Raw genomic sequence first — 23,094 nt, 5'->3', positions numbered from 1 at the left:
TCTCAATTCTCTCTGGTTTCCATCGGACGCGGCGCACATGCCGTCGCCACGGAACTCGCCATCGGCACGCGTATCGACGCCATTCAAAGCGCGTCCGGGTTTTCCAAAACCACGCGCATTACAAAAATCTCCATCAAAGCGATCACGATTCGCTGATCGTCCCTCGTGTCCGAGCGTCTTCCCCGCGCGGCCACGCCGGGTAAAGATGCGGGGAAGCGTCCACTTCAAAGGTAGTGAGTCATGAACGTAGGTCTCGTTGGTTGGCGCGGCATGGTCGGCAGCGTCCTGATGCAACGCATGCAGCAGGAAGGCGATTTCGACTTGATCGAACCGGTGTTCTTCAGCACCAGCAATGCGGGCGGCAACGCGCCGTCGTTCGCCAAAAACGAGACGAAGCTCAAGGATGCAACGAGCATCGACGACCTGAAGAAGTGCGACGTCATCATTACCTGCCAGGGCGGCGACTACACCAATGAGGTGTATCCGAAGCTGCGCGCGGCAGGCTGGAAGGGCTACTGGATCGACGCGGCGTCGGCGCTGCGCATGAAGGACGACGCAGTCATCATCCTCGATCCGGTCAATCTCGACGTCATCAAGGATTCGCTGGTCAAGGGCGGCCGTGATTTCGTCGGCGGCAACTGCACGGTCAGCCTGATGCTGATGGCGCTGGGCGGCCTGTTCCGCGAAAACCTCGTCGACTGGATGACGGCCATGACGTACCAGGCCGCATCGGGCGCGGGCGCGCAGAACATGCGCGAACTGCTCCAGCAAATGGGCGTGCTCTACGGCGCGGCCAAGGAAGATCTGGCGGATCCGGCCTCGGCCATTCTCGATATCGACCGCCGCGTGCTCGCCGCGATGAACGGCGAACGCATGCCGGTCGATAACTTTGGCGTGCCGCTGGCTGGTTCGCTGATTCCGTGGATCGACAAGGATCTCGGCAACGGCATGTCGAAGGAAGAGTGGAAGGGCGGCGCGGAAACCAACAAGATTCTCGGCAAGCCGGCGATGGGTCAGCCGGGCTCGATTCCCGTCGATGGCCTGTGTGTGCGCATCGGCGCGATGCGCTGCCATTCGCAGGCGTTGACCATCAAGCTCAACAAGGATGTGCCGCTCGACGAAGTGAACAGCATCCTGGCTTCGGCCAACGACTGGGTGAAGGTCGTGCCGAACGAACGTGAAGCGTCGATGCGCGATCTGTCGCCTGCGGTCGTCACGGGCACGCTTACCGTGCCGGTGGGCCGGCTGCGCAAGCTGGCCATGGGTGGCGAGTATCTGTCGGCCTTCACGGTCGGCGACCAGCTGCTGTGGGGCGCCGCCGAGCCGCTGCGCCGCATGCTGCGCATTCTGTTGGACAAGTAAAGTAAACTACGCGCCTGAAGCGTGTAGCTGAAAGAGCAAGGCGTCGCGTTTCACGCGGCGCCTTTTGTTTTTCGGCAGTCGCGCGCCGCATCGCGGCACAACCGTAATCGAGCGGACGGGCCGTGCCCGCTTCGCGTCAATCTCGCCGTATTCCGGAGCCTCAATGATCCAACGACCTCGCCGGTCTCTCGTTTCGACGTCGCGTGCAGCGTTGGCCGCGGTCAGCCTCACCGTATGCGCGATGTTCTGGGCGCATCCCGGCGACGCGCTCGCCCAGGCAAGCGATGCGGCCTCCGCTGTCGCACCGGTACAGGCGCCGGGTCAGACCTATGCGGTCAAGCCGGGGCAGTCGCTGAATGACATCGCCGGCGAGCTGACGGGATCGAAGGATCGGGACGTCAAGGCCCGTGCGGCGCGCGCATTGTTCGACGCGAATCCGAATTCGTTCGGCAATCACGACATCAACAAGCTCAAACTCGGCGCCGTGCTGAACGTGCCTGCCGATTTGAGCGGCGCGTCGGCGCCGGCAGCGGCTTCGGCTGCGGTCTCAGCTTCGGCACCGGTCGCGGCGGCCAGTGCCGCTATTGCGCCGGTCGCGCCGGCTTCGGAAAGCGCGCCGGCCATGGCTGCGAGTGCGGCGCCCGCAGCGTCCGTGGCACCCGTTGCGAGCGCGCCAGCGGACACGTCATCCACGCCTGCGCAGACGACCGAACCGGCGCCCGCGCCCGCCGTCACCGCCAGCGCACCCGCCAGCACCGCGCCCGCCAAAAGCGGCGGCATGTCGCCGATGCTGATCGGTCTCGTGATCGCGGTCATCGTTGTGCTGATGGTGGTTATGCGGATGCGGCGAGGCAAGCAACGCCAGGCCGACGCTCGCGCCGAGCGTGGATCCGAAGCGGGCCTGGCGGCTGGCGGCGTGTCCAGTGCCACGAGCGCGGCGGCTGCGGCAGGCGGTGTCGCGCTTGCGCGCGCTGACGAGCCTGTCGAGGAAAACCAGCCTGAACTCGACGCGGCTGCGGCAAGTCTCGAACGCGCCGACGCACCGCAGATTCCTGCGGCACGCGCCGAATCCGACTTGCCCCCGACAACCGAAGCGCATCCTTCGATGTCGGCCCGCGCGAAGCCGGAAGCATCCGCCGAAGCCGAAGCCTTCGCGCCCGTTGCACCGGCCGCGCATCATCCTGATTTCGTTCCGCCGCTGCCCGGCACGCTGGCGAGTGGCGACGAAGCCGCCGAAGCGCACCGTGACGCTGCCGAATCCGCAGCCAACGAGCGCGACGCCACGGCGCAGGAGGCGCAAGAGGCGCTGGAGCACGAACGCAGCGTGCGGGAAGCCGCCGCTCGCGAGGCCGCAACCCGCGAAGCCGAAGTGCGCAAGATGACCGAGCGCGAAGAGCAGGCGCGGAAAGCGGCGGAGAAGGAAATCGTCGGGCGGGAAGCGGAACTTCGTGACCTGCAGGCCCGCACGGCCGACGAACCGGCGCGATCGCCCGATCTCGCGCCTGACCAAGAACCTGTGCTCGCGCACAGTTTCCCGATGCCGAAGTTGCCGCAGGAGGCCATCCAGGCGCTCGATTCGCTCGACATGGCGTTGCCGCCGCGCATGGAACGGAAGGCCGAGGCGGCGCCCGTCGCGCCAGTCAAACATGCACCGACGGCGGCCCTTGAACCGCCCCCGCGCGAGACGCTTCCGGAGACGCCGCCGCTCACCGCGCGCTCCGCTGGTGAACACGAGATCGACCCGACACCGATCGAACAGGCGCCGTTCGTGCCGCAGCCGGTAGCGGATCCTCCGGCGCAGGCTTCGGAGCAGCGCTCCGTGGCGTCGCAGATCGAAGCGGGCACGGCGGGCGCGGCATCGGTGGCAGGGCTTGGCGCAACGCGCTTCGGACCGCTGAGTCTCGATTTCGACCTGGGACCGTCTTCGAGCACGACCGAGCCGCTGCCCGCGCTCACGCCCGCGCAGCTCGCGACCATCGCTCGAAACAAGCTCGAACTGGCGGCCGAGTACATTGAACTGGGCGATCTTCAGGGCGCGCGCACCTTGCTGCAGGAAGTGATCGAATCGAACGATTCCGCCACCCGCCAGCAGGCCGCCACGCTGCTTTCGACGCTCGCGCCGCACTCCTGAAATGCGCATTGCTTTAGGCATTCAGTACGACGGCTCGGCGTTTTGCGGCTGGCAGTCGCAACCGCACGGCAAAACCGTGCAGAACGCGCTGGAGCGCGCGCTCAGGGAGTTTGCGCGGACGCCGCTGCCGACGGTCGTCGCCGGCCGCACGGATACCGGCGTTCACGGTCTCGGGCAAGTCGTGCACTTCGACACCGAGCTCGATCGCACCGAGTTCTCATGGGTGCGCGGCACCAACGCCTTCTTGCCGGAAACGGTTGCCGTGCAATGGGCGCGACCGATGCCCGACGACTTCCATGCACGTTTCGCGGCCTTCGAGCGCACTTACTACTACGTGCTTTACGTGAATCCGGTGCGCTCGCCGATGCTGGCGAAGCGCGCGGGCTGGGTGCATACGCATACGCCGCTCGATGTCGCCGCGATGCGCGACGCGGTTGCCTGCCTGATCGGCGAGCATGATTTTTCGTCGTTCCGCGCCGCCGATTGCCAGTCGAAGACGCCGGTCAAGCATCTGCATCAGATCGACGTGCGCGAACAGGGCGACTTCATCCATTTCCGCTTTCGCGCCAACGCGTTCCTGCATCACATGGTGCGCAACCTGATGGGATGTTTCGTGGCGATCGGGCGGGAGCGTCATCCGGCATCCTGGATGGCCGACGTGCTCGCCGCGCGCGACCGGCGCATTGCCGCGCCCACTTTCATGCCGGACGGGCTGTATCTCGCCGAGGTCGGCTATCCTGAACACTTCGCGGTGCCGTCGCCGCATCTCGCCGCCATGCCCTGGAGCGCCGTCTGGGCCGAGCCGACATGAACGAAACCGATCTGCATCGAACCCGCATCAAACTGTGCGGACTGTCGCGCGCCGAGGACGTGCAGCATGCCGTGGCACTGGGCGCGGACGCCGTCGGCTTCGTGTTTTATCCGCCCAGCCCGCGTTCGGTGAGCGTCGCGCAGGCGGCCGAACTGGCCCGGCATGTGCCGCCGCTCGTAACGGCAGTCGGCTTGTTCGTGAACGCGACACCGGAATGGATCCGCGAAGTCACGTCGAACGTGCCGCTCTCGCTGCTTCAATTCCACGGCGACGAAACACCCGATCAGTGCGAAGAACTGGCAAAGATTGCGGGTTTGTCCTATTGGCGCGCACTACGAATTGGGCCTGATGCGTCCCCGGACCATTTGATAGAATCGTCCAAACAGTTCAAAGCCGCAGGTGGTCTTCTGCTCGACGCCCTCGTCGAGGGCTTCGGCGGCGGTGGAAAGGCATTCGATTGGTCACTTATCCCAACAGATCTCGGGCATCAGGCCGTTTTGAGTGGTGGCTTGAACGCGCAAAACGTCCATGACGCCATTCGGCGTGTGCGCCCCTACGCGGTCGATGTCTCCAGCGGCATCGAAGTAGCGGGCGCCAAGGGCGTGAAAGATCCCGCCCGAATGGCGGCATTCGTGCGCGCGGTGCGCGCAGCGGATGCTGGGTGAATCGAACGCGGAACGCACAGCCGTCCGCGTAACCGAGAGTGACACAATGTACAACTTGCCAGACGAAAGAGGCCATTTCGGCCAATTTGGAGGCGTGTTCGTCTCTGAAACGCTCATCCACGCGCTCGACGAACTGCGCGTCGCGTATGAGGCGGCTCAACGAGATCCCGAATTCATCGCGGAATACGAATACGAGCTCAAGCACTACGTGGGTCGTCCGTCGCCTGTTTATCACGCGCGGCGCTGGAGTGAGATGCTGGGCGGCGCGCAGCTTTACCTGAAGCGCGAAGACCTGAATCACACGGGCGCGCACAAGGTCAACAACGTGATTGGTCAGGCGCTTCTCGCCCGCAAGATGGGCAAGCCGCGGGTGATCGCGGAAACCGGCGCGGGCCAGCACGGCGTGGCAACGGCAACCATCGCGGCGCGTTTCGGCATGGAATGCGTGGTCTACATGGGTTCGGAAGACGTGCGCCGGCAGGCCGCGAATGTCTATCGCATGAAGCTTCTCGGCGCGACCGTGGTACCGGTCGAATCCGGCTCGAAGACGCTGAAGGACGCGCTCAACGAAGCCATGCGCGACTGGGTCACCAATGTCGAGAACACGTTCTACATCATCGGCACGGTGGCGGGCCCGCATCCGTATCCGATGATGGTGCGCGACTTCCAGCGCGTGATCGGCGACGAATGCCGCGTGCAAATGCCCGAGATGACCGGCCGCCAGCCGGATGCGGTGATCGCGTGCGTTGGCGGCGGATCGAACGCGATGGGCATCTTTTATCCCTACATCGAAGACAAGGACGTGCGGCTGATCGGCGTCGAAGCAGCCGGCGACGGCATCGACACCGGCCGTCACGCCGCCTCGCTGATCGGCGGCAGTCCCGGTGTGCTGCATGGCAACCGCACGTATCTGCTGCAGGACGCGGACGGGCAGATCATCGAGACGCATTCGGTGTCGGCGGGTCTGGACTATCCGGGCGTGGGCCCCGAGCACGCGTGGCTGAAAGAGGCCGGACGCGCCGAGTACGTCGGCATCACCGACGACGAAGCGATCAAGGCCTTTCACGACTGCTGCCGTATCGAGGGCATCATCCCCGCGCTCGAGTCGAGCCACGCGCTGGCATACGGCGCCAAGCTCGCCCAGACGCTGCCGCGCGACAAGGTGCTGCTCGTCAATCTGTCGGGCCGGGGTGACAAGGACATGCATACGGTCGCCGAGCGATCGGGCATCCAGTTCTGAGCCCCCGATAGATGCGCACCGTCATCGACGAGCCCTTGTCCGCCGGCGCTCTCACCAGCGCCGGCAGCGACATTCGCAACCGTGACTTTTTGGCCGATGCCAAGAACATTGCCGATGCGTCGATCGATCTGATCGTCGCCGATCCTCCTTATGGCCTGGGCAAGGATTACGGGAATGACTCGGACATGCTGTCCGGCGAGGCTTTTCTGGAGTGGACGTATCGCTGGCTCGACCTGGCGATCCCGAAGCTGAAGCCCAGCGGCTCGCTGTACATCTTCTGCACGTGGCAATACTCGCCCGAACTCTTCGTGTTCCTGAAGCGGCGTCTCCTGATGATCAACGAGATCGTCTGGGACCGCCGCGTGCCGAGCATGGGAGGAACGACGCGGAAATTCACGTCAGTGCATGACAACATCGGTTATTTCGCGGTATCGAAGGACTATTACTTCGATCTCGATCCGGTGCGCATCCCCTACGACGCAGAGACGAAAAAAGCGCGCTCGCGCAAGATCTTCGAAGGCAGCAAGTGGCTGGAGCTGGGCTATAACCCGAAGGATGTCTGGTCCGTATCGAGGCTGCATCGGCAGCACGCCGAGCGGGTCGATCATCCGACGCAAAAGCCGCTGGAGATCGTCGAACGCATGGTGCTGGCGAGTTGTCCGCCGGGCGGCCGCGTGCTCGATCCGTTCATGGGCAGCGGCACGACGGCGGTTGCCTGTGCACGCCATGGCCGCGCCTTCACGGGCTACGAGATCAACGCGGATTACTGCGCGATCGCGGAAAGCCGGCTCGCGGAGGCTCGCAAGCCGAAACTGCCGGAGACGCGCCGCAGACCGCCGCTCGTGATCGACGCCGCCACTGAAGCGGCCGAATAACGCCGGTAGCACGCTTTTTCGTCGCAGATCGCCTCCGATGTCCATGCGGCCCCGGAGGCCAACGAATCCGACTTCGAGAATTCTCATGTCCCGTATCAAGAACACTTTTGCTGCGCTGGCCGCTCAAGGCCGGAAGGGTTTGATCCCGTTCATCACCGCCGGCGATCCGAACCCGGAACAAACGGTGGAGTTCATGCATGCGCTGACGAAGGGCGGCGCGGACGTCATCGAACTGGGCGTCCCCTTTTCCGATCCGATGGCCGACGGTCCTGTCATCCAGCGTTCGTCGGAACGGGCGCTGGCGCGCGGCGTCACGCTGAAGCGCGTACTCGCCGACGTGGCGCGCTTCCGCGAAACCAACGACACGACGCCTGTCGTGTTGATGGGCTATGCCAATCCGATCGAACGCATGGGCGCCGAGCATTTCGCGAAGGCCGCTCAGGAAGCCGGCGTGGACGGCGTGCTGGTGGTGGATTACCCGCCCGAGGAAGCCACAGACTTTGGTCGAGCCATGACCGCCGCTGGCATCGATCCCATCTTCCTGCTCGCGCCCACGTCCACGGACGCGCGCGTGGCGGCGGTCGGCAAGATTGCGAGCGGCTATGTCTACTACGTCTCCCTCAAGGGCGTGACCGGCTCGGCAAATCTGGACGTTTCCAGCATCGCGAGTAAAATTCCGGCCATCAAGTCGCATGTGCCCCTGCCGATCGGCGTCGGTTTCGGCATTCGCGACGCGCAAACCGCCCGTGCCGTGGCCGAGGTCGCGGATGCCGTCGTGATCGGCAGCCGCCTCGTGCAACTGCTCGAGGAAGCCAAGCCGGACACCGCTGCCGCGTCTCTGACGAGTTTCATCGCGGAAATTCGTCAGGCGCTCGATGCCTGAGTAAAATACGCGCCGCCGCGGCCCGCCTGATTCGGGGCGCGCCGTGCGGCGACCGAATAGTCAAGGAAAAACGATGAGCTGGCTCGACAAATTGCTGCCGCCCAAGATCAAGCAAACCGATCCCAAAAGCCGCAAGGGCATTCCCGAAGGCCTGTGGGTGAAGTGCCCGTCGTGCGAGGCCGTGCTGTATCGCAACGACGTCGAGGCGAACCTGCATGTCTGCCCGAAGTGCAGCCATCACATGCGCATCGGCGCGCGTGAGCGGCTCGACCGCCTGCTCGACCCGGAAGGCCGCTACGAAATCGGCCAGGAAGTCGTGCCGGTCGACGCGCTCAAGTTCAAGGACAGCCGCAAGTACCCGGACCGCATCAAGGAAGCGATGGACGACACCGGCGAAACCGACGCCATGGTCGTCATGGGCGGCGCCATCCATACGATTCCCTGCGTGGTCGCCTGCTTCGAGTTCTCCTTCATGGGCGGCTCGATGGGCTCGGTGGTCGGCGAACGCTTTGCCCGCGGCGCGCGCAACGCGCTCGAACAGAACGTGCCGTTCATCTGCTTCACGGCTTCGGGCGGCGCTCGCATGCAAGAAAGCCTGCTTTCGCTGATGCAGATGGCCAAGACCACGGCGCTGCTGACCAAACTGGCTGATGCCAAGCTGCCGTTCATCTCCGTCCTGACCGATCCGACGATGGGCGGTGTGTCGGCGAGCTTCGCGTTCCTGGGCGACGTGGTCATCGCCGAGCCGAAGGCGCTGATCGGCTTCGCCGGCCCGCGCGTGATCGAGCAGACCGTGCGCGAGAAATTGCCGGAAGGCTTCCAGCGCGCCGAATTCCTGCTGACGAAGGGCGCGGTCGACATGATCGTGGACCGCCGCAAGCTGCGCGAGGAAATTGCCCAGTTGATGGCGCTGATGACGCGCCAGCCGGCCGACGCCGTCGCCTGAGCGTGCCCCACGCCGCGCCGCGCCGCGCGTGAACCCTCAAGGTTCCGCGCGGCGTTTTTGCTTTCATCATTCCGAATATGAACACTTTTCCCTCCCTCGACGCCTGGCTTACCCATCTGGAAGCCGCACATCCGGTCGGCATCGACATGGGGCTGACGCGCATCGGCCGGGTCAAGGACGCGCTCGGTCTGCGCTTTGACTGCCCGGTGATCACGGTCGGCGGCACGAACGGCAAGGGCTCGACCTGCGCCATCCTCGAAACCATCCTGCTGCGCGCGGGCTATCGGGTCGGTTGCCACACCTCGCCGCACCTGCTGACGTTCAACGAGCGGGCGCGCATCGATGGCGCCGAAGCCACTGACGCTGACCTGCTCGAACATTTCGAGGCCGTCGAGAAAGCACGCGCGAGCCTGCCTGAGCCGGTTTCGCTGACCTACTTCGAATTCACGACGCTGGCGATCCTCCATCTGTTCGCATCGCGCGGGCTCGACGCGGTGGTGCTCGAAGTCGGTCTCGGCGGACGTCTGGACGCCGTGAATATCGTCGATACGGATTGCGCGGTGATCACGAGCATCGACATCGACCATACGGACTTTCTCGGCGATACGCGCGAGAAGATCGGCTTCGAGAAAGCGGGCATTTTCCGGTCGGGCAAGCCGGCGATCTGCGGCGATCCGTCGCCGCCGCAAAGCCTGATCGATCACGCCGAAGCGATCGGTGCGGATCTCTGGCGGGTCGGCCGCGACTTCCGTTACGAAGCGCAGTTGGGCAACGAACGCCAGCAGTGGAGCTATCTCGGCCGCGAGCAGCGTCGGTCGGCGCTCGCGTATCCGGCGCTGCGCGGCGCGAATCAGCTGATCAACACGTCGGCGGCGCTGGCGGCGCTGGAAGCTTTGCGCGACCGCGTGCCGGTGTCGGCGCAGGACATCCGGCTCGGACTGGCCAACGTGGAGCTGGCGGGCCGCTTCCAGGTGTTGCCCGGCAAGCCGCAAGTCATTCTCGACGTCGCTCACAATCCGCATGCAGCCGCCGTGCTGGCACAAAATCTCGGCAACATGGGCTACTTTCCGTACACTTACGCGGTGTTCGGCGCCATGCGCGACAAGGACATCGAAGGCGTGCTGACGCATCTGAAAGGCGAAATCGATCACTGGAACGTGACCGCGTTGCCTACGTCGCGCGGCGCATCGGCGGAGCAGCTCGAAGGCGCGCTGCGCGACGCCGGTGTCAACGACGGACCCGACAGCAGCGTTTCCCGTTTTGAAAACCCTGCCTCTGCCTTTCAAGACGCGTTAAGCAGGGCCTCCGAAAATGATAGAATTTTGGTTTTCGGCAGTTTCTACACGGTGGCTGGCGTCATGGCCTACCGCAAGTCGCAACATCATTGAGCGGCATCACTGAGACGGGCGGCCGTCGGCGCTGATCGGCACCTACGCAGGATCAGCACTCGCGGGCACCCCTCTGCACCAAGCGATACATGGGACTCTTCTCGTTCGGCAAGAAAGACGACTCCGGTCGCGACGCATATTCGGACTCCGGACGCGGTTCGCGTCAAACCGTCCGCACGGAACGCCGCACGCGCAGGTCCGAGCGCACCGACGCCGACGCCATGATGCTCGACCCCACGCTGCCGGAAAAGCAGCGTGCACGTCGCAGGCTGGTAGGCGCCATCGCGCTGGTGCTGGCGGCGGTCATTGTCCTGCCGATGGTGCTCGACTCCCGCCCGAAGCCCGTCACCGACGATATCTCCATCGACATTCCCAATCGCCCCGCGCCGGCCATGAAGCCTTCGCGCGACGCGAACGACGCCGACACGCAAGCCGGCGTGGCCCACGATGGCCCGGCGAATGCGTCGGGTAGTGTGACCGGCGGCATGACGCCGCCACAGCCGGCGTCATCGGCTGCGGTGGCGCAGGCCAAGCCGGACGCCAAGGAAACGCCAAAACCCGAAGCGAAGCCGCAGGCATCGAAGCCCGCCGCAACCGCTACTCAAGCCGCCAAGACTCCGGCAACCAAGCCCTCCGAAGACGCCAACGCGACCACCGCGGCGAACGCGGCCGCGAGCGCCGCGAACACGCCGGCATCGCCCGCCGGCAGCCGCTTCGTGCTGCAGATCGGCCAGTTCGACGACGAAACCGCCGCTCAGAACTGGGTCAACAAGTTGAAGTCCGCGGGTGTGCCCGCATATCTCGAACATCGCAAGCAATCGGACGGCTCGACCCGTTCGCTGTTGCGCGCCGGACCGTTCGCGGATCGCGCGGCGGCGCAGGCGGCGCTGGTCAAGGTGCGCCAGGCCGGTCTCGGCGGCGGCACCCGGTCGACGTCGAACTAAGCGCGTCCGATGTTCACCGCTTTCGACTATGGCGTGATGGCCGTGATCGGCCTGTCCGCCCTGCGCGGCATGTGGCGCGGCTTGCTGGCCGAGGCGTTCGGGCTGGTCGGGTGGATTGCCGCCATCCTGATCGCGGGGCGTTGTGTCGGGTTTGTCGTTCCTTACATTCCGGACACCTGGCCGGGCGGCGCGCTCACGCAATGGCTGGTGGCATTCGTGCTGGTGGTGGCGGCGGTGTTGTTGCTGTCGAGCGTGTTGTCCGCACTGCTGACGCTCATCACGGAAGTCACCGGCCTGCGCGGCGTGGACCGCTCGCTGGGCTTGCTTTTCGGCCTCGTCAGAGGCGCACTATTGGTAGTGATCCTGGTCGCCCTGGCGGGCTTGACCGAACTACCCGAGAAAGATTTCTGGCGCAACGCGCTGCTGAGGCCCACGGCCGAGCAGGGTGTGCGTGAACTGAAACTGCTGCTCCCCGATACGCTCGCCGCGTATGTGCACGTCGCCCCCGCTGCCGGTTCCAGCGGCATGGCGCCAAACGCCGCACAATAGACGAACGGCCGGCTACATGGGGCGCGCGACGGCTCGAAGACCCACTTCGATCCGGTCTGGGCGGCTACGTGCAGCCGGACGTGAATGCGTCCGCTGAACCAGCAACGCCTTCTCTACCGTTTCGACTCTTTGAAGGACCATGCCATGTGCGGCATCGTAGGTGTAGTTTCGCAAAACCCCGTCAACCAGCTGATCTATGACAGCCTGCTCCTGCTGCAACATCGCGGCCAGGACGCAGCGGGGATTGCCACGGCGGACGGCAACAACTTCCACATGCACAAGGCCAACGGCATGGTGCGCGACGTGTTCCGCACGCGCAACATGCGCAGCCTGCCGGGCAATGTCGGCATCGGCCAGGTCCGTTATCCGACCGCCGGTTCCGCGGCGAGCGAGGAAGAAGCGCAGCCGTTCTACGTGAATGCGCCGTTCGGGATCATCCTCGCGCACAACGGCAACCTGACGAACTGGCCGCAGTTGAAGGACGAGATGTTCCGCATCGACCGCCGGCACATCAACACCGCATCCGACACCGAAGTCCTGCTCAACGTCTTCGCCCACGAACTGCAACTCGCGAGCTCGGGCCTGCAGCTCGACGCCGCCGCGCTGTGGAAGGCGGTGGCCGGCGTGCATCGCCGCGTGAAGGGCTCGTATGCGATCGTCTCGCTGATCGCGGGCTACGGTCTCGTGGCCTTCCGCGATCCGTTCGGCATTCGTCCGCTGGTGCTCGGCAAGCTGGAAACGACGACGGGCGTCGAATGGATGGTGGCGTCGGAGTCGGTGGCGATCGAAGGTATCGGTTTCGAATTCGTGCGTGACGTGGAACCGGGCGAAGCCATCTTCGTCGACAGCGACGGCAACCTGCACAGCCACCAGTGCGCCGAGAAGCCCGCGCTGAACCCGTGCATCTTCGAACTCGTATATCTCGCGCGTCCGGACTCGTGCCTCGACGGCGTGCCGGTCTACAACGCGCGTCTGCGCATGGGCGATTACCTCGCCGAGAAGATCAAGCGCGTGCTGCCGGACGTGGCCATCGACGTCGTCATGCCGATTCCCGATTCCTCGCGTCCCGCCGCGATGCAGGTCGCCGCGAAACTGGGCGTCGAGTATCGGGAGGGCTTCTTCAAGAACCGCTACGTGGGCCGCACCTTCATCATGCCGGGCCAGGCGGTGCGCAAGAAGTCGGTGCGCCAGAAGCTCAATGCGATGGGCATCGAGTTCAAGGGCAAGAATGTGCTGATCGTCGATGATTCGATCGTGCGCGGTACGACGTCCCACGAGATCGTGCAGATGGCGCGTGATGCGGGCGCGAACAAGGTGATCTTCGCATCGGCGGCGCCGCCGGTGAAGTTTCCGAATGTGTACGGCATCGACATGCCGACGCGCGGTGAACTCGTGGCGCACGGCCGCACGGATGAAGAAGTGGCGCGCATGATCGGCGCGGACTATCTCGTGTATCAGGACGTGGAAGACCTGAAGAACGCGATCCGCGACATCAATCCGGAACTGAAGGAATTCGAGGCCTCGTGCTTCGATGGCAACTACATCACCGGCGACGTGACGACTGATTATCTCGATCGCATCGAATCGGCGCGTCTGGCTCCGCAATCGCAATCGGATCGCGATGCCGCGAGCGACGCGATGGATGGCGGCATGGCGCGCTCACAGTTGCATCTGCAACTATCGGTCGAGTAACGCGACTTCGGCGTGTTTGCATGAGCCCGCTTCGTCTGCAAGGACAAGCGGGCTTTTTTGCGTCCTGGGTGAACGGGAAGACGTTTGGTACGCGTTCAGTGCGTGCGTATGCCGCCTGCACGCCATTGCCCCGGCGCCATGCCGAAACGTTTCGTGAAGGCATGCGTGAACGCGCTTTGATCGGCGAAACCGCAATCGAGCGCGATGTCCATGAGCGCGGCGTGCGGATCGGCAAGCCGTGTCAGCGCAGTATCGAGCCGCAGGCGTTGCAGGTAGCGATGCGGCGTCTCGCCAAAGGCATCGTTGAACAGCTGATGAAAGCGCCGCATGCCGAAACCGCAATGCGCGGCGAGATCGGCGATGCGCAGCGGCTCGGCGAGATGCCGGCGCAGCCATGCGTCGATGCGCGCGAAATCGAGGCCTTGCGAAGGGAACACGGCGTGACCGGCATCGTGCATGAGCGCGCCGCACAGATGCGCCGCCGCGTGCCAGGCAAAGCGATGACACTCACTTGATTGCGCGCCGCCCGCGCCTTGCGCGAACCCGGCGACCAGCCGCGTGATGGAAGGATGAAGCGTGATGCAACGCGCCTGATCGAAGAAGCGCTCGGGCACCGCGAGCGACGCGAAGGGCAGATCGAGCACGAGCTGGCGATTGTCGCCGGCGGCCCAGTAATCGTGACGCGCGCCTGCCGGAATGATCCACGCGCCACTTCTGTCGATACGCGCTTCGCGGCCGTCCACGGCCATGTCCATCGATCCCTCCACGCCCAGCACGATCTGATGGAAGTCGTGGACCTCGGACGCCTGCGTCGCGGCATAGCGGCGCAGTGCAACGGCGGGACGGGGCCGCGGCGCGTTCACGCAGATCTGGCTTAAACGTCGAGCAGTTCGACTTCGAACACGAGCGTGGCGTTCGGCGGAATCACGCCGCCCGCGCCGCGCGCGCCGTAGCCGAGCTGCGGCGGAATGGTGAGACGGCGCACGCCGCCGACCTTCATGCCCTGGACGCCTTCGTCCCAGCCGCGAATGACCATGCCGCCGCCCAGCACGAAGGCGAACGGGTCGTTACGGTCCTTGCTCGAATCGAACTTCTGGCCATCCGTGAGCCAGCCCGTGTAATGCACGCTGACCGTCTTGCCGGCGACAGCTTCGGCGCCTTCGCCGACAGTGAGATCTTCGTATTTGAGACCGGAATCGGTCGTGACAGTCGACATGGTGGCTCCCTGGTTGTCGGTGGTCGAAACCGCCATTGTAGAACGCCGCCGGAAGCAGGCGGCGCGCCAACCTCATGCGTCGAAGAGTTGAACGTCTTCAGAGATGCCGGCCGCGCGGCCCGAAGCGCGAGCCGATGCGCGGCCCGAGTTCCGGCGCGACATGCCGGCCAATCGACGTGCCGATGTTCGCCCCCAGTTGCGCGTCTTCCATGGCGGAAGCGGCGGCGTCGTCGCCTCGCTGTTGCTTCGCGAGCTTGAGTGCGCGGACGCGGACATAGGCCATCGCGACCAGCGTCCACGGCGCGAGATACGCGAACTCCGGCACGGAGACCATCATCATCGTCCAGGTGGCGACGCAGCACTGGCGCAGCGCCATGCCGCGCGCGTCCCAGTCGAGCTTGAATGCCGGATAGAGCATCAGCCCGCTGATGAAGATCGTGCCGACGATGCCGGTGTTGACCATCAACGTGGAGAACAGGTCGGTCGAGCGCACGTAGCCGAAGCCGATGCCGAACAGCTGATTCATCGGCGATCCGTGATACCAGAGGCGCATCGACTCGACGAACAGCAGCGCCCGGTCGGAACCCGACTCGTCCTTCTGTTCGAGCTTGTTCGTCACCATCTGCTTGAAGAGATCGGCGATGTAGTCCTGCGCGATATACGCGATCACGCACAGCACGAACAGCCCGATGAGCGCCTTGACCGGGTTGATGCCGAGCTTGCGCATGCGGATCAGCGCATACACCGCATAACCGATCAGCACGCTGGACGAGGTGCTCATCAGGAGCGAGATGCCGATGATCCATACCGGCCAGCGCAGCCGCGAGGTGGCGTTGAAATACACCCAGAACGGGAAGATGGACAGGGCGTACATCGAGGGCTCGCCGGTCAGCGCCTTGAGGCGCTGGAAGCGCATGCCGCCGATGTCCATCTGCTGGAACGAGCTGCCGTTCACCGTGCCGTCCGAGCGCACGATGCCCTTGCCGAACTGGTCTCCAAAGGCGCGGTTGGAGATGAAGTCGCCCGGCTGGCCGGTGATGACGAAGTACGCGACCTCGAACATGCCATAGAGCGCGAAGAGCGTAACGGCAGCGAGCAGCCACTGGTCCCAGGTGGGCTTGTAGTAGTGGTAGACATAGCCCGCGTAGAGCACGACGGCCGCCACATAGACCGACTGCGTGAACATGCTCTTGCGCAGAATGAAGGTGAAGGGATCGGTATCCTCGACCAGCACGATCCGGGAGAAGTCGGGATCGTAGGGGGCCATGACATCCGCGACCTGGGTGGTGCAGAGCATCAGCAGCCACACCACGAGCGCCGCGCCCACGAAGTGCATCCAGCTCTTGCGCGCCCGGCCGCCGAACAGCAGCACGAGCGGCACTGAAAGGAAGCACATCATGTAGCCGATGGTCGTGCCCTGGATGGACGGGACGAGCAGAAACGACGTCACCGGCATCGCGAAGGCCCAGATCCTGTAATAGAGGTCGGTCAGCGCCGCTTTTTCTTTCATCGTCGATTGGTTATACCCGCGTGGAACGGGCTTCTTTAAAATTCAGCGAACCGATCGGAACCGGCGCACTGCTTGCAGCTTCGTTTTCAGGTGCATGGTTCGGCTGTTCGTCGACAAAGCCAAGCCAGTGATGCGAACTCAACGACTTCAAGCGCGTTTCGATGCCCGCTTCGCGCAGCGAGATGTAGCCGCTGATGGCCAACAGTGCCATCACGAGAACCAGTACCGCACGCAACGGCGTTCGCCTGCGGGCCGCGCGCACGACGCGTGATGCATGCGGCAAGTTCGCCGGCGCGGGCAACCTCGGCACGAAGGCACGCTCCGGCAGCCGATGAAAGTCGCAATGCGGACAGACCGGCACATCGGCCCCGACCGGCCTGCGACAACGCGGGCACTGCTTGAGCCGATGCCGGAAGGAAAAACGCGCGCCCATAGGTTCACCTTGTGCGTACTCTTCCCCGATCCGGTCGGCTGCGCGCCACACGTCGGCATCCGCGCCGCAACCCTTTCAGCCTTTTGTCGCCCTACAACTTGAAACGCCGCGTGACATGTCACGCGGCGCTGTGTTCGACATCGAAATGCAGTCGTCAGTTCTGTGTCTTGAAGGTGCTCGTATAAGCCGCCGCATAACCATAAGTGCGGCGATTGCTCGGACGGCGCGGGATCGCGTTGAATACCGAACCCACGAGCCTGCCGCCCGCGCGCTGCACCTTCTTCACGGTCTCTTCGATCTCTTCCTCGCTCTGGATGCCCGAGCGCAGCACGAGCACCGTGGAGCCGGCATCGCTCGCCACGATTGCCGCGTCAGTGACGACGAGGAACGGCGGCGTATCCACCAGCACGAGATCGAACTGATCGCTCATGCGTGCAAGCGTGTCGCGAAAGCCGGGCATCATCAGCAACTCGGAAGGATTCTCCGGATAACCGCCGCAGGACAGGAACGACAGCCCCGGCACGCCGACATAGCGCAGCGCGTCGCCGAGTTCCATCTCGCCCTTCAGGACTTCGGAGAGCCCGCCCGGATTCGACTGCTTGAAGAACGAGGCGATATGGCCGCGACGCATATCGGCGTCGATCAGCAATACGCGCAGGCCGATTTCCGCGAGCAGCACGGCCAGGTTCGTCGCGACGAAGCTCTTGCCTGCCGAAGGGATCGGGCCGGTCAGCATCACGATGTTGTTCGGCGCGTTGGCGAGATCGCGATACAGGTCCGTGCGCACCGCACGCAGCGCTTCCACCGCCGGATCGTGCGGATAACGCGAGGCAAGCACGCGGGCCTCGCGATGAGACTCGGGCACGTGCGGCATCGCGAATGCGTCATGCCGGGGCGCCTCGGTGTAGGCCAGCGCCTTCGGCGCGGCATGCCCTTGCGCGCCCGCATAGGTGAGCGGCGCATGGTCGACCGGAGAGACCGCGATCTCGTGATCCAGCATCGCCTGCTGGCGGCTGTACAGCACTTCGCCCAGCACCGGCACGGACAGGCGGCGTTCCACGAACATCGGGTCCGTGACGCCGATCATCGCGTGACGACGCAGGAAGATGAAGAACGTGCCGATAAAGAAGCCCAGGCCCGTGCCCCCGAGAATCACGAGCGGCTTGTTCGGCTTCACCGGACGATACGGACGCAGTGCGGTATCGACGATATGCGCGCCGCCGCTCGTGCTCGCACGGCGCACCGAGAGTTCCTCGGCCTTGTTGACCATGCCCATGTAGATGGTCTCGGCCACGCGTGCATCACGTGTAAGTTCCGCGTTCTGGCGCTCGGAGGCCGGCATGCTGTCGAAGCGCGACTGGATCTGCTGGTTCGACGACTCGAGCTGTGCGATCTGCTGGTCCAGGTTCTGCACCTGCGGGCTGCTCGGCTGGAAACGTTGCAGCATCTGCGTGCGTTGCAGCTTGAGCGTGGCGAGCTGCTGCATCGACACGATGCTGCCTTGCAAATAGGCTTGCGCTTCGTTGATCGGCTGGACCGACTGCGACTTCGCGCGGTAGGCGCTCAGGTTGCCTTCGGCTTTCTTCAGATCGGATTCGAGACGCGGCAGTTCTCCGCGGATGAATTCGAGCGTCTTCGTATCATTGGCCTGGCGCGCCTGCACGGCAGCGCCCAGATAAGCCTGGGCCAGCGCGTTGGCGACGTCGGCGGTGAGTTGCGGATCGTCGGCGTTGAAGGTGAGCTGCACGACGCCCGTATCCTTCGACGATTCCGCGACCTTCGTCGTCTTCTTCATCAGCGCGATGGCGTCGAGCGTGTTGAGACGGGTCACATCGAAATGCACGCCCGGGTGGCCCACGACATGATTGACGAGCATCGAGACGCCGTTCGCTGCTGCGGGACGACCCACCGTGCCATGCAGGATCACTTCGCCGTCCGGATCGCGCAGCTCGTATTGATTGTTGTCGAGGAGAACAAAGTCGAGCTTCTGGTCTTCGAGCGCGGGCGGGACATCGAGGCGGCCGATCTGCAGGTCTTCACCGCCCCATGCGTACGAATCGAGACCGAACCATGCCGGTGCAAGATGCCCCTTCTTGGCGAACATGTTCGCAAGCTGGCCGAGGATCGGGAACGTGTTGGGCTTGACCCGGATGTCGAAGTGGAACTGCTTGACGACCGGTTCGAGCACCGAGCGGCTCTGCATCACCGAGATCTCGGCGGGCGCGATCTGGTTGACCGTCTGCCCCTGCTGCTGCATCTGCTGCTGATTTTGCGGGGCGATGCCGAGTGCATTCGGATCGGGCGGATCGACCCGAACGACTACATCCGATGAATAGATGGGCTTGGCCAGGAACGCGTAAGCGGACGCGAGGGCAGCCGCGACTCCGACGAACAGGAGCAGCATGCCGAGGTGATCGCGCAGCAGCCGGAGCATGTCGCCCGCGGTGAATTCACCGTCTTCCTTGCCGTGCCGCGAAGATGCTGAGTTGACATAGAGGGTGTTCAAAGGCGCCGTCCTCAGTTCGATAAGTTGAGCAGTTATTCCCGGACCATTGAAAAAGCGAAGGTCCGCGCGGCATGTCCGCGTTGCGACTTACGTTGTTGTTGATCCGGCGCATGGCCGTTGGAACTTCAAGACCAGAGACGCGAGAGGCAGGTAGAACGAGCGAAGCGCGTGGCGCTTCTGGTTCGCATTGACGGAACGCGTGGGCCCGTCGGAGTACGATCGCTGGTGGATGGAAGCACACTTCGTGCCTCGACCCGGTGCCCGCCGACTCGTGCGCGTCACCGCACCTTCCTTGCGACGATTCGCTTGCGCAACGATACAAAAGGCCTTGAAGCAATGAGCGTCAAGGCCATCTTCCGGTCAGGAGGTGAGCGCGTCTGTTAAGTAGCGAACGTTCGATGTCCTGCAAGGTCGGGAACGGCACTTGCGCGGCGCCTGTTTCGCGCGATAATCTGCGGTTCCGCTGCCACCGTATTGGTAGCATCAAAGCGTTAAAAATTTAAGGCATCGGGTTGGCTTTGATGAAATCGCGCACGGTATTGAAGCGGGGCTTGCGCGTTTTACCATCGTCTGCAATCACGCCGTAGTTGCCGTCGCCGCCATAGCGCTGATCGTCATAGAGCTCGTAGAGCGTCACGTTTTGAACATTGTAGGTCTTCGCCAGCGACACGAAACCCTTCAATGCATCCTTGCCCACGAGATAGCTCCCCGGATCCTGATGATTCGGACGCACGCCGTACTCAGTGATCCAGATGGGCTTGCCATAGCTGTCGCGCAGGCGCTCCAGCACGTTGACCTTGTTCTGGCCTGCGGCCGTGATCGAACCCATGTTCGAATACCAGTGCCATGCGGTGATGTCCCATTGCGGGATGGGATGACCGCTCGAACCGTCCGGCTGCGTGCCGGCGAAGAGCATGTCCGTGAAGCCGTAGTGAAGCCAGCTGAACGACGTCAGCAGGATCTTCGCGTCTGGATTGCTCTCACGAATGCCCTTGATCAGCCCGAGAATCGAACCGCGCGCCTTCACGAACATCGCGTTGTCATAGTCAGACGGATGCTCGCCGCTGCGGTCGGCGCCCTTGATGGTCCAATTGTCGTACTCGTTGCCCACCTGATAGTACGTAACCAGCCCTTTGAGCACGCGACCCGCCGTCTTGCCGAGCGCATACGCGCGTTCGTACGTCTCCTGCTCGTTCGCGCGCTTCTCCTGTTCGAAAGGTGTGACGAGCGCGAGCACGCCGATGCACTGCTTGGCGGCCGCGCGGGCGAAATCCGCGACCATGTGCGCGCTGCCTTCGCTGGAGACGTCTTGGGCGTACATCGTGATGCCCAGATCGCGCAGTTGCGAAATCTGCAGATCGTAATCGCTCATGCGATATGCGCCGCGATGTTCGAGATGACCCGCGATGCCGTAGAACACGCCGGTCGTGCCCTTGCCGCACGCGAGCTTCGGCGCGGGCGGCTCGGCGGCTTCAGCATCGGCGATGATCGAGCGGTTACTGTGATGCGCATCGGGCGAGCCGCTGCGCGAGGACATCAGGAGGGCCGCGCACGACAGCGCGCCCAATACGGAAACGGCGACCAGCAAGGTACGCATCGGCGTTGACCTCTGAAAAGGTGCGCGCGGTTACTTGGCCAGCACGTCGGAATGGTTGGGCGCGGAATGAGCGCCTGCATCGCGCGGGGCGCTGGTGGGCAGCAGCACCTGTTGCGCTTGCGCGTCGAAGGCTTCGCGCGAGAAACGACGCCTGAATTCGCTGCGCAACGAAGCCATGGAGAGTTCGCGCGCCGCGAAAAGTCGCGCGACGAAAGCCTCACGGTCATCGGCGGGGAACAGCAGTGCGTCGGGGAGATACGAATCGAGACCCGACACTCGCGACACGACGATCGGCCGCTCAGCAAGCACGGCCTCGATCATCACGAGCGGCACGCCTTCATAGGCCGAAGGCAGCACCAGGGCATCGCTTGCGACGATGAAGGGCAGCACGTCCTTTTGTGGTCCGACCATGCGCACGCATCCGGACAGCGTGGGACTGGCCGCGATGCGCTCGCGCAGGCGCGCGTCATCCGGTCCTTCCCCGACGATCAGCACGAGCGTATGCGCGAAAGCCTTCGCATTGCGCTCGATGGCCTCCATGAAGAAGTCTTGGCGCTTCTGCTGGAAATTCAGCCGGCCAATCTGCGCGACGATGGTCGTGCCGTCATCAGGCAGCCCAAGTGCGGCCCGCGCGGCTTCTTTCGTGAGCGTCGAACGGCTGAAACGGTCGTCGACGTAATTCTCCAGAATCATCGTGCGCGCCTTGGGCGCGAGCGTGCGCAGCTTGTCGCGCAGATGCTCGTTGAGCGTCACGTATTCGTCCGGCATGCGGTACAGGACGCGCTTCACGAGCCACTTGAGCTGTTCCGCGCGGCCGGCCTTCACGGGCGCGTCGTCCACCAGCGGCAGATAGCTCACCGCTGTCGTGCGCGCGCGGCGCGCGGCAAATAGCCCCGCAAGCCCCGAAGCGATCGTGCCTTGGGCGATCATCAGCTTGTCGAGACGCAGTGTGCGCAGCGTGGCCGCTGTCGAACGGATCATGCGCAGCAGTGCGAAGACGTTGCCGCGAATGGACTCGGCGGTGTAGGACAGGGCGATGACCTTGACTTTCGGATGCTGGGCCGCGAGTTCGCGCACATGACGCGACAGCGCTTCGTTCGCAGCCGGCACGAGGACATGCAAGGTGTCGACCTGCGCGCTCGCGACCAGCGCGAGCATGAAACGCTTCAGCATTTCCTCATGGCCGCCGTTGACGCCCGAGTCGCAATAGATTCCCAACTTCACCGGCTTTCTCCCTTGCAGCGCGCGTGCGCCCGTCATTGCGGCTTGTCGATGTACTGCTTGAGCAGACGCGCGCTCTCCGTCCAGCGGAAACGTTCGGCGTGCGCGAGACCGCGTTGGCGCAGATCTTCGCTCAGCGCGGGCGAGTCGAGCAGTTCACGCAACTTGCCCGCGATGTCGTCGACGGAATAGGGATCGCAGTACACCGACGCATCGCCGCAGGTTTCCGGCAGGGCCGCGGCGCGTCCGACGAGCGTCGGGCAGCCGTTGCGCATGGCTTCCAGCGGCGGGATGCCGAAGCCTTCGTAAATCGAAGGATAAAGAAAGCACGCGGCATGCTGGTACAGCGCGCGGAGTTGTTCGTCGCTCACATAGCCCGCCTGCTTGATGTTGGGCGCGCTGGACAGGTCCTGGGCCTTGCCGAAGATCGTGGCGTTCTTCATGCCGACGATCACGAGATCGATCGACGGATCATTCAGGCGCATGAACGCTTCGACAAGGCGCTTGAAGTTCTTCGTCGGATTCATGCTGCTTACGGCGAGCACGTAGCGGCTCTTCGTGAGCTTGAGTTCGTCGAGCACCGACGTATCCGGCGTGATGTGATCGAGATGATCCGCCGCGAGCGGCACCACGCCGATGCGTTCCGCAGGCACGCCCACATGATGCGCCAGGCGGTCGCGCGAGAACTTCGAATTGGTCAGCACGCAGCTCGAGGTGCGCGCGAGGATCCAGAACATCACGTGATACCAGGTGCGAAACTTCCACGAGAAATGCGACGGGGTGTCGAACACCGCGGCATCGTGCATGTAGATGATTTGGTTCGCGCGAAAGATCGAGCCGGAATTCGAAAGATTCACGATGCGCGAGCGTCCTGCGAACAGCGGCAACACGAGCTGTTCCCAGAAGACGCCCTTGCCGAAACCGAGCTTGACCGTCTCGACGCCATCCACGGGATCGAGACCCGGTTGCGGCGGCACGGCGAGCGTGACATGCGAAGCCTGCGGCAGTTGTCCGAGCGCCGCGACGAGTTCGCGCGCGACGCGCTGGACGCCGGTGGTTTTCTGGCTCGTGAAGCGCCCGTTATAGACAAGCTTGTTCGTAGCGATGGAAGTGTCCATGGAGGAG

General features: G+C 64.0%; 20 protein-coding genes. 12 read left to right on the top strand and 8 right to left on the bottom strand.

Annotation, left to right across the window (positions count from 1 at the left end):
• Positions 1-240 precede the first annotated feature (240 nt).
• The 12 genes from asd (at position 241) to purF (ending at position 13,486) form a co-directional block, all read left to right on the top strand.
• Positions 241-1,362 (top strand): aspartate-semialdehyde dehydrogenase, encoded by a 1,122-nt coding sequence (asd, locus tag QCE63_RS32645; RefSeq protein ID WP_309838901.1) that lies wholly within the window; start codon positions 241-243, stop codon positions 1,360-1,362.
• Between the two features lie 163 nt (positions 1,363-1,525).
• Positions 1,526-3,493: a FimV/HubP family polar landmark protein gene (locus QCE63_RS32640; RefSeq protein ID WP_309838899.1), complete on the top strand. Its 1,968-nt coding sequence runs from the start codon at positions 1,526-1,528 to the stop codon at positions 3,491-3,493.
• A 1-nt stretch (position 3,494) separates the two neighbouring features.
• Entirely contained in the window at positions 3,495-4,304 is an 810-nt protein-coding gene (gene truA / locus QCE63_RS32635; RefSeq protein ID WP_309838897.1) for a tRNA pseudouridine(38-40) synthase TruA, read from the top strand.
• Positions 4,301-4,969 carry a phosphoribosylanthranilate isomerase gene (locus tag QCE63_RS32630; protein WP_309838895.1) on the top strand — a complete coding sequence of 223 codons (669 nt, stop codon included), beginning with the start codon at positions 4,301-4,303 and terminating at the stop codon, positions 4,967-4,969. The genes truA and QCE63_RS32630 overlap by 4 nt, the downstream gene beginning before the upstream one ends.
• Positions 4,970-5,015: 46 nt before the next feature.
• Positions 5,016-6,209: a tryptophan synthase subunit beta gene (gene trpB, locus QCE63_RS32625; RefSeq protein WP_309838893.1), complete on the top strand. Its 1,194-nt coding sequence runs from the start codon at positions 5,016-5,018 to the stop codon at positions 6,207-6,209.
• A gap of 11 nt (positions 6,210-6,220) precedes the next feature.
• Positions 6,221-7,084 carry a site-specific DNA-methyltransferase gene (locus tag QCE63_RS32620; protein WP_309838892.1) on the top strand — a complete coding sequence of 288 codons (864 nt, stop codon included), beginning with the start codon at positions 6,221-6,223 and terminating at the stop codon, positions 7,082-7,084.
• A gap of 85 nt (positions 7,085-7,169) precedes the next feature.
• Positions 7,170-7,967: a tryptophan synthase subunit alpha gene (gene trpA, locus QCE63_RS32615; protein WP_309838890.1), complete on the top strand. Its 798-nt coding sequence runs from the start codon at positions 7,170-7,172 to the stop codon at positions 7,965-7,967.
• Between the two features lie 73 nt (positions 7,968-8,040).
• Positions 8,041-8,913, top strand: a complete 873-nt coding sequence (accD, locus tag QCE63_RS32610) for an acetyl-CoA carboxylase, carboxyltransferase subunit beta (protein ID WP_309821132.1) — start codon at positions 8,041-8,043, stop codon at positions 8,911-8,913.
• 77 nt (positions 8,914-8,990) lie between these two features.
• A complete protein-coding gene (gene folC / locus QCE63_RS32605) occupies positions 8,991-10,301 on the top strand; it encodes a bifunctional tetrahydrofolate synthase/dihydrofolate synthase (protein WP_309838889.1) in 1,311 nt (436 codons plus the stop codon).
• An 89-nt stretch (positions 10,302-10,390) separates the two neighbouring features.
• Positions 10,391-11,245 (top strand): SPOR domain-containing protein, encoded by an 855-nt coding sequence (locus tag QCE63_RS32600; protein ID WP_309838888.1) that lies wholly within the window; start codon positions 10,391-10,393, stop codon positions 11,243-11,245.
• Between the two features lie 9 nt (positions 11,246-11,254).
• Positions 11,255-11,794 carry a CvpA family protein gene (locus QCE63_RS32595; RefSeq protein WP_309838886.1) on the top strand — a complete coding sequence of 180 codons (540 nt, stop codon included), beginning with the start codon at positions 11,255-11,257 and terminating at the stop codon, positions 11,792-11,794.
• Positions 11,795-11,938: 144 nt separating this feature from the next.
• Entirely contained in the window at positions 11,939-13,486 is a 1,548-nt protein-coding gene (gene purF / locus QCE63_RS32590; protein ID WP_309838885.1) for an amidophosphoribosyltransferase, read from the top strand.
• 95 nt (positions 13,487-13,581) lie between these two features.
• Here the strand turns inward: purF and QCE63_RS32585 are convergent, their stop codons facing one another.
• The 8 genes from QCE63_RS32585 to QCE63_RS32550 all read right to left on the bottom strand — a co-directional run bounded on the left by QCE63_RS32585 (position 13,582) and on the right by QCE63_RS32550 (position 23,087).
• Positions 13,582-14,349 carry an AraC family transcriptional regulator gene (locus tag QCE63_RS32585; RefSeq protein ID WP_309838884.1) on the bottom strand — a complete coding sequence of 256 codons (768 nt, stop codon included), beginning with the start codon at positions 14,347-14,349 and terminating at the stop codon, positions 13,582-13,584.
• A gap of 11 nt (positions 14,350-14,360) precedes the next feature.
• Positions 14,361-14,702: an FKBP-type peptidyl-prolyl cis-trans isomerase gene (locus tag QCE63_RS32580; RefSeq protein WP_309821126.1), complete on the bottom strand. Its 342-nt coding sequence runs from the start codon at positions 14,700-14,702 to the stop codon at positions 14,361-14,363.
• A 97-nt stretch (positions 14,703-14,799) separates the two neighbouring features.
• Positions 14,800-16,212, bottom strand: coding sequence for a hypothetical protein (locus QCE63_RS32575; protein ID WP_309838883.1), 1,413 nt, complete (start codon positions 16,210-16,212; stop codon positions 14,800-14,802).
• Positions 16,213-16,222: 10 nt separating this feature from the next.
• Positions 16,223-16,696: a hypothetical protein gene (locus QCE63_RS32570; protein ID WP_309838881.1), complete on the bottom strand. Its 474-nt coding sequence runs from the start codon at positions 16,694-16,696 to the stop codon at positions 16,223-16,225.
• 103 nt (positions 16,697-16,799) lie between these two features.
• The gene (locus QCE63_RS32565; protein ID WP_309838879.1) at positions 16,800-19,151 is read right to left on the bottom strand and encodes a polysaccharide biosynthesis tyrosine autokinase; all 2,352 of its coding nucleotides are present in this window, start codon (positions 19,149-19,151) and stop codon (positions 16,800-16,802) included.
• A gap of 499 nt (positions 19,152-19,650) precedes the next feature.
• Positions 19,651-20,748 (bottom strand): glycosyl hydrolase, encoded by a 1,098-nt coding sequence (locus QCE63_RS32560; RefSeq protein WP_309838877.1) that lies wholly within the window; start codon positions 20,746-20,748, stop codon positions 19,651-19,653.
• Positions 20,749-20,778: 30 nt separating this feature from the next.
• Positions 20,779-21,972 carry a glycosyltransferase gene (locus tag QCE63_RS32555; protein ID WP_309838876.1) on the bottom strand — a complete coding sequence of 398 codons (1,194 nt, stop codon included), beginning with the start codon at positions 21,970-21,972 and terminating at the stop codon, positions 20,779-20,781.
• Between the two features lie 32 nt (positions 21,973-22,004).
• Positions 22,005-23,087 carry a glycosyltransferase family 1 protein gene (locus tag QCE63_RS32550; RefSeq protein ID WP_309838875.1) on the bottom strand — a complete coding sequence of 361 codons (1,083 nt, stop codon included), beginning with the start codon at positions 23,085-23,087 and terminating at the stop codon, positions 22,005-22,007.
• Between the last annotated feature and the right edge of the window lie 7 nt (positions 23,088-23,094).

The sequence above is a fragment of the Caballeronia sp. LZ065 genome (genome assembly GCF_031450975.1).
GTDB lineage: Bacteria > Pseudomonadota > Gammaproteobacteria > Burkholderiales > Burkholderiaceae > Caballeronia.
This window is presented reverse-complemented; position numbering and strand designations above follow the sequence as displayed.